7 protein-coding genes are annotated in these 5,238 nt (G+C 65.0%); 6 read left to right on the top strand and 1 reads right to left on the bottom strand.

All coding sequences use genetic code 11. The features are described 5' to 3' along the window. The 3 genes from AC1D1Y_RS25635 to AC1D1Y_RS25645 form a co-directional block, all read left to right on the top strand. On the top strand, positions 1–209 hold a 209-nt coding region (locus AC1D1Y_RS25635), incomplete at its 5' end, for a hypothetical protein (protein ID WP_477684836.1). 67 nt (positions 210–276) lie between these two features. After that, entirely contained in the window at positions 277–555 is a 279-nt protein-coding gene (locus AC1D1Y_RS25640) for a helix-turn-helix domain-containing protein (RefSeq protein WP_477684837.1), read from the top strand. Beyond that, positions 552–1,829 (top strand): HipA domain-containing protein, encoded by a 1,278-nt coding sequence (locus tag AC1D1Y_RS25645; protein ID WP_477684838.1) that lies wholly within the window; start codon positions 552–554, stop codon positions 1,827–1,829. The genes AC1D1Y_RS25640 and AC1D1Y_RS25645 overlap by 4 nt, the downstream gene beginning before the upstream one ends. Before the next feature lie 143 nt (positions 1,830–1,972). Here AC1D1Y_RS25645 and AC1D1Y_RS25650 read toward each other — a convergent pair whose 3' ends face one another. After that, positions 1,973–2,605, bottom strand: coding sequence for a helix-turn-helix transcriptional regulator (locus tag AC1D1Y_RS25650; RefSeq protein WP_477684839.1), 633 nt, complete (start codon positions 2,603–2,605; stop codon positions 1,973–1,975). Between the two features lie 157 nt (positions 2,606–2,762). Between AC1D1Y_RS25650 and AC1D1Y_RS25655 the strand changes: the two genes are divergently transcribed. The 3 genes from AC1D1Y_RS25655 (at position 2,763) to AC1D1Y_RS25665 (ending at position 5,175) form a co-directional block, all read left to right on the top strand. Next, positions 2,763–3,890, top strand: coding sequence for a threonine synthase (locus tag AC1D1Y_RS25655; protein WP_477684840.1), 1,128 nt, complete (start codon positions 2,763–2,765; stop codon positions 3,888–3,890). Between the two features lie 327 nt (positions 3,891–4,217). Further along, a complete protein-coding gene (locus tag AC1D1Y_RS25660) occupies positions 4,218–4,655 on the top strand; it encodes an Hsp20/alpha crystallin family protein (protein WP_477684841.1) in 438 nt (145 codons plus the stop codon). 109 nt (positions 4,656–4,764) lie between these two features. Further along, positions 4,765–5,175, top strand: a complete 411-nt coding sequence (locus AC1D1Y_RS25665) for an Hsp20/alpha crystallin family protein (protein ID WP_477684842.1) — start codon at positions 4,765–4,767, stop codon at positions 5,173–5,175. Positions 5,176–5,238: the final 63 nt, after the last annotated feature.

Genomic DNA, 5,238 nt, shown 5'->3' on the forward strand with positions numbered 1-5,238 from the left:
GGGGCTGGAGCGCCCATCATCATCGGGGCAAGGACGCCTATCTGCGCGGTTTTGGCGATTTGATTTGTAAGGGTTTTGCCTCTGTTCCGGCCAAGGGCCTGTTTGCATGCAGCCATGCCACAGATGCCTTTCTTCAACCTCCGTCATCTGTGTCATCTGTGTCATCCGCGGATAAACCAGATCAGGTTTTCCCTCAAAGTTACCGATAGGTAACTTTTATTGACAGCTGCTGCGAAAGACCCCTAAACTTACCGATCGGTAACTATGGATCATCCTATGCCTTCCGTTGAAGAAAACATCCCGATCGGTAATTTTTTGATCTCTCAAGGCGCCATCGTCCGGTCCGCCGCCGACCTGGGCGAGCTGGTGCGCGAGCGGCGGCACAGGCTGGCCCTCAAACAGGTCGACGTGGCGGGGCTGGGCGGCACCGGCAACCGCTTTGTCATCGAGCTGGAACGCGGCAAGCCGACCGTGCAGCTGCAAAAGGTTCTCGACGTATTGAACCTGCTGGGCCTGGAAGTGGTGGTGCGTCCCAAAGCAGGCGGCCAGCCATGACSACCATCAACACCGCCCCGACGGAGCCTTCCCGCCTCGACGTCTTTTTCAACGAAGAGCGGGTCGGCTCGGTCCATGACAGCTCGCCGCTGTCTTTCGAATACTCGGCCGAATGGCTGACGCGGCGGGAGCCCGCCCAGGTGGCCGGCATCACCCTGGCCACCGGCCGCAGCGACGCCCCGGCCGTGCAGGCCTTTTTTGAGAACCTGTTGCCTGAAGGCGATTTGCGCAGCTACCTGGCGATCAGCCGCAAGGCCTCCACCCTGTTCGGCTTGCTGCTGGAGACGGCGGGCGACACGGCCGGTGGCTTTGTCATCCTGCCGGCCGGTGCCAGGCCCGAGGGGCCGCGCTACGAGACGACCAGCTGGGAAGCCCTGGCCCAGCGCCTGGCCGGCAAGTCGGCGGCGGCCATCGACATCCAGGGCCGCGAAACCCGCATCTCGCTGGCCGGCGCGCAGGACAAGGCTTCCATCGCGATTTTTGCCGACGGCGTGCCGAAGCTCGCGCGCGGCACCTCCCCATCCAGCCACATCCTCAAACCCGACATCCGGCGCCTGCCCGAGGTCTGGCATTCGGCCGCGAACGAAACCCTGCTCATGCTCGCCGCCGCGCGCTGCGGCCTGCCCACGGCCGAGGTGTTTTACGAGCCGCACACCCGCGCCTGCGTCGTCAAGCGCTTTGACCGCGTGCCGCAGGAGGGCGGCAGGCTGGGCCGCCTGATCCAATACGACCTGTGCCAGCTCAGCGGCGTGGTGTCGGACAAAAAATACGAGAAGGAAGGCGGCCCCGGCCTGGCGCAGTGCGCGCGGCTGGTGCGGCAATACAGTTCGGCGCCCGCCGTCGATCTGCTGAACCTGCTGCGCTGGGTGTTCTTCAACCTCTACACCGGCAACAACGACAGCCACGCCAAAAACCTGTCGGTCTACCAGCCGCCTGGCCAGGGCGTGCGCCTGACGCCGTTTTACGACCTCATGTGCACCCGCATCTATCCCGGGCTCTCCGGCGAGTTCGCTTTTTCCATCGGCGGCGAGACCCGGCCCGGCAATGTCACGCAGGCCCACGTGCGGCAGATGGCGGCCGAACTGGGCATGGGCGCCGCCTTCACCCTGGCCACCGCGAAAGACGTCGCCGACAAAATCCCCGCCGCCTTGGAAGGCGCCGCCGAAGCGCTGGCGCCCGCGCTGCCGCATGGCGCCAAAACCCTGGTGGAACGCGTGCAGAAGCTGGTGCTCAAGACCACACGGCAGACGGCCAAGCGGATCGCGGAAGGCTAAGGCCGTCGGCCCTCACCCTAACCCTCTCCCAGAGGGAGAGGGGACTAGAGAGGTTTCCTCTCCCCCTGGAAGAGGGAGCCAAGAGGTTTTACTCCCTCCCCCGCTGGGGGAGGGTTGGGTGGGGGCCAGCGGCCGCCGAATCCCTACTTCGCGTCGCTATACACCGTAGCTCTAGAAACACCCATATGCGCCGCCGCAATCTCCGCCCCGCGGCGTATCTCCAGGTAGCCGGCCTTCTTCAAGTCCTGCACCAGCTGCTTGCGGTCAGCCGGCCGCAGCGAGCGCGAGGTCGTGGCGCGCGCGGCGGCGAACTCGTCTATGCACTGGTGGATGCGGTCGGCGTTCGCTGCGTCCAGCGTCTCCGTCACCGCGCTGCTTTCAATCGCGGTGAACTGCGACATCGCCGCCTGGAAGCCGTTGAACAGCGTCAGGTCCACATTCAGGCAGATGGCGGCCACGTATTCGCCGGCTTCGTTGCGTATGCCCACCGAGGTGCTCTTGACCTTGCGGCCGTCGGCGAACTGGTTGGCGTAGTTGGCGATCACCGCGGGGTAGTCCGGGTCCTGGATGCGCGCCAGGCCCAGCTCCGTCGCGGGCTGGCCCACGCGCCGGCCGCTCAGGTTGTTTTCGATCGCGAGGATGGCGTTTTTCGGATGTGTGAGGTCATGCACCACCACCTCGCAAAACGGCGCAAAGGTCTTGCCCAGGCCTTCGGCAATGTTCTTGAGCTCGGCGAGCAGGTGCTTGTTGCTGGGCTGGGCGGGTGCTTTGGGCATGGCGGCGGTTTTCAGGAATCAGACAAATTGTCTGGCTGCCCATGGTATCGCAGCGGGCCGGCTGCAGGGGTGTTGTTTGACGATTTATCCAGCATTGGATATATTATCCAGTCTCTGGACTTTGACACAAGTCCTCACCCGCCTCCTGAAAGCCCCCATGCAGCCGCACTACATCGATCCCCGCACCGGCAAACACTACCCGCTCACCGACCGCCGCTGGCGCTCCGACGATGGCAACCCGCTGATGCTCAGCGCGCTACCCGGCATCAGCCGCGATGACGTCGACACCCGCCAGCGCTCCCTCTGGCGCTACCGCGCCGCGCTGCCGCTGGCAATCGACAGCCGCGCCAGCATGGGCGAAGGCTGCACGCCCCTGGTCGAAAAATCCTGGGGCGGGCTGCGGCCACACTTCAAGCTCGAATGGTTCAACCCCACCAGCAGCTTCAAGGACCGCGGCGCGAGTGTCATGGTGTCCTTCCTCAAGCAGCTGGGCATCCAGCACATCCTTGAAGACAGCTCCGGCAACGGCGGCGCGGCGATTGCCGCCGCAGGCGCCGCGGCCGGCCTCAAGGTCAAGATCCTCGCGCCCGGCTACACGCCCTTGCCCAAGGTCGCGCAGATCCGCGCTTTCGGCGCCGAGGTGCAACTGGTCGAAGGCCCGCGCGAGGAATCCGAATACGAAGCCATCCGCCAGTCGGAGCACATCTTTTACGCCAGCCACAACTGGCACCCCTTCTTCCTGCAGGGCACCAAGTCCATCGCCTATGAGTTGTGGGAAGACCTGGGCTTCAAGGCGCCCGACAACATCATCATCCCCTGTGGCGCCGGCAGCAATGTGCTGGGCTGCCACATCGGCTTCAGCGAGCTGCTGGCCTCGGGCCAGATCAAAAAGCTGCCCAGGCTCTTCGCGGCCCAGCCGCTGAACTGCTCGCCGATTGACGCGAGTTTTACGGCCGGCAGCGACGGGCCCGTGGAACGCATCGTCAAWCCGACGATTGCTGAAGGCACGGCCATCARGCGGCCGATACGCCTGGCCGAGCTGCTCAAAGCGCTGCGCGAATCGGGCGGCGGGACCGTGGCGTTAACAGAAGAACAGATCGCCGCCGCCGTCCGCCGCCTGGCCGCCACCGGCCTGTACGCCGAACCCACCAGTTCCTCGGCCGCCGCGGCACTCGACGTCCTGCATGCGTCCGGCGCCATCAAGGCGAATGAAACCACGGTGGTGCTGCTGACGGGGACCGGGCTGAAGTCGACGCAGTTCATGACCGAACTGTTTGCCGGCTAGCCTTTTCCCCGATTGATTCCCTCTCCCCGATTGAACTCCCTCCCCCGCTGGGGGAGGGTGGGGTGGGGGCCAGCGGCCTCATCTACACCCCTGCACCTTCAAGCGCCGTCGGGCCCCCATCCCAACCTTCCCCCAGCGGGGGAAGGAGAAAAACCAGCCCAGGCCGCGCCTGCAACAAAACACTTCAAACGCAGGTAAACGCAAAAGCCGCAACACCCCTCTTGAAATTTTCCGGCGAATTCCTACTTCCTCCATCCGGGCGCTGAGCCGCCGGTCCGGCGCCCCTTCATTGAATGACCATGTTCAACCTGAATGGAGGTAATCGCCATGTTTCGATCGCTGTTTCCCTACGACATGTTCGGGGAGATGGACCGCCTGCAACGTGAGATCCAGCAGGCCCTCGAGCTGTCTCCCAACATCCGCGGCTTCGGCCGCGGCGGCTTTCCCGCCCTCAACATAGGCGGCACGCCGCAGACGGTGGAGGTCTACGCCTTCGCCCCCGGCGTCGACCCGAAATCACTCGAGATCGACCTCGAGCGCGGCATGCTCACCATCGCCGGCGAGCGCAAGTCGCAGCTGCCTGAAGACGGCGCGCAGTCCACGCTGCACATCAACGAGCGTTTCGCCGGCAGCTTCCGCCGCGTGATCAGCCTGCCCGAAGATGCCGACCCCGACGCCGTCGAGGCCAGCTTCAAGGACGGCCTGGTCCACATCAGCATCCAGCGCCGCGCGGCCGCCCAGCCACGCCGCATCACCATCCACTAACTGACACCCGCAGACAGAGAAAGAAAGGAGACCCACCATGTTCGGCAGCAAATCCAGCCAGGCCGGCACCACCACCGGCAACGGCCGCGGCAACAACAGCAACGACGCCATGCAGAACGGCACGTCTTCGTCATCCACCGAAGTCACGCGCCAGCAGCAACAGCAAAGGCAGCCGGCACGCTACACCAATGCCACCCTCACGCCGCCCGTCGACGTGCTCGAAGACAGCACCGGCATCACCCTGTATGCCGACCTACCCGGCGTGCCCAGGGAGAACCTCAAGCTCCAGGTCGAGGCCGACACCCTGACCATAGAGGCCGAGTCCGCCCTGGCCGCGCCCGAAGGCCTGCATTCCAGCCACACCGAGGTGGGCCTGGGACGTTTTCACCGCGTCTTCAGCCTCAGCAAGGAACTGGACACCGAGAACGTGACCGCCGAGCTCACCCACGGCGTGCTCAAGCTGCGCATCCCCAAAGCCGCGCACGCGCAACCGCGCCGCATCAACGTCAAGGTGGCTTGAGCGGGCTGCGGCCCTCTCCCCGATTCAGCTCCCTCCCCCGCTGGGGGAGGGCAGGGGTGGGGG

This window comes from Polaromonas sp. P1_G1, assembly GCF_056405595.1.